This window comes from Aquicoccus porphyridii (assembly GCF_008369105.1).
Taxonomy (GTDB): Bacteria; Pseudomonadota; Alphaproteobacteria; order Rhodobacterales; family Rhodobacteraceae; genus Aquicoccus; species Aquicoccus porphyridii.
Genome location: NZ_VINQ01000053.1, coordinates 1 through 1,462, shown reverse-complemented (window position 1 = coordinate 1,462; position 1,462 = coordinate 1). Strand labels below are relative to the sequence as shown.

2 protein-coding genes are annotated in these 1,462 nt (G+C 58.2%); one reads left to right on the top strand and one right to left on the bottom strand.

The annotated features are described in order from the left end of the window. Nucleotides 1-133: 133 nt before the first annotated feature. Nucleotides 134-838 carry a glutathione S-transferase family protein gene (locus FLO80_RS21670; protein ID WP_149187115.1) on the bottom strand — a complete coding sequence of 235 codons (705 nt, stop codon included), beginning with the start codon at nucleotides 836-838 and terminating at the stop codon, nucleotides 134-136. Nucleotides 839-948: 110 nt separating this feature from the next. Between FLO80_RS21670 and FLO80_RS21665 the strand changes: the two genes are divergently transcribed. Beyond that, nucleotides 949-1,269, top strand: coding sequence for a winged helix-turn-helix transcriptional regulator (locus FLO80_RS21665; RefSeq protein ID WP_111362415.1), 321 nt, complete (start codon nucleotides 949-951; stop codon nucleotides 1,267-1,269). Nucleotides 1,270-1,462: the final 193 nt, after the last annotated feature.

Below are 1,462 nucleotides of genomic sequence, written 5' to 3'. Positions count from 1 at the left end.
GGTCAGGGCGGCGAACGACGCCACCGATCGCTTGATGGGAGGGCTGCCGCAGGTCGGCTTCGAGCCCACAGCGGACGGGCATCGATGATCAATTTATTGCGCCCCAGCTAATTAGCTGGGGCGCAATAAATCGCTATGCGCCGCACTTCTCGATAACATCGGCCAGCGCTACGTGGCCTTGACAGAACCCGCTGCCATGAAGGTGTTCACCATTCTCAAGTCCTGTTGCGAACACAACGGCAGGGTCCGCCTCCAGAACTTGACGGATGGCCGCGATCTTTGGCCAGCGCGCGATCTCGGCAACGTTATGAAACTCCAGCCAGCGGGCCACACCGATCAGAATACCATCTGCTAGTGTCGGCCGGTCTCCCAGCAGGTAGGGCCCGCCCTCAATCAGACTTTCCAGTTTGTCGTGACGGTCAAGTACGCCTTCCATGCCCAGCTTTTGCCACGCGGCCTGAACAGCAGGCTCGGCGACCTCCATCTCCATTGCAGCCCACAGCGGGCTGAAGGCTCCGGTAAAGCCTGTATTGATGAAGGCCATCAGCTGATGCATGCGATCCGCGTCGCGCGTCAGCGGATCAAAGCTGATGCGCCGCTCGGTATCCCTTGTCTCCAGCCATGCGGCGATGGCCATGGTTTCCGTCAGTACATCGCCTTGATCAGTGATGAATGCAGGAGTTTCGATGCGTGGGTTCAGCTTTGCATATGCCGGATCGTGCATCTCTCCGAACATGTCGACACGGCAAAGCCGGTAGGGCTTGCCAAGCCATTCCAGTGCCGCAATCAGCCCCATGGAGCTTCCCGATGGGAAGCCATATACTAAGATCGGTGTCATTGTTTTTCGTCTCCGAGGTTATACGGGATGACGCTGCGCAGCGAGGCCGAGCCTTAAATGATTTGGCGACTGTGTAAAATTACGAACCTTTTTGTTACCATGAGGCGTCCATGAAAGAGCTTGTTTCGCGCTGCCCGATCGAAGAGGTGATGCAGGTCCTCAGTGGCCGCTGGCCTACGCTGTTGGTGTACTATCTTCAGGATGGTACAAAGCGGTTCAGTGACCTGCGTCGGGATAATCCGACCATCTCGCACAAGATGCTGACTCTCGAATTGCGCAAACTTGAAGACGCCGGCGTGGTGCAGCGCACCCAGTTTCCCGGCTACCCTCTCCGGGTCGAGTATGACCTGACGGAGGCCGGGCAGAAACTGGTTCCGTTGCTTGACGGCCTGGGGGAATGGTGGCTGAAGAGTGATGAGGCAACAGGGTAAACCTGACCGCTGAGATTTCGCTAGGTTCTGGGTAGGACTTCTTGCGTCCACTCCAGCACGTGCGCTGAGCGTCCGCTTTGTTCCCGCACTGCCGTCGTTCATGTTCCGGAAATGCTGCAGGATGCACCAACGGCAGCTTCGACGGGCCGCGCCGCAGCGTCACAAAGGCTTGGCGAGTGACTGCAGTGGGCCG

What these genes read in the sequence shown, in the direction of transcription:
- FLO80_RS21670 (WP_149187115.1), bottom strand. Translation starts at nt 838, where the DNA reads ATGACACCGATCTTAGTATATGGCTTCCCATCGGGAAGCTCCATGGGG.
- FLO80_RS21665 (WP_111362415.1), top strand. Translation starts at nt 949, where the DNA reads ATGAAAGAGCTTGTTTCGCGCTGCCCGATCGAAGAGGTGATGCAGGTC.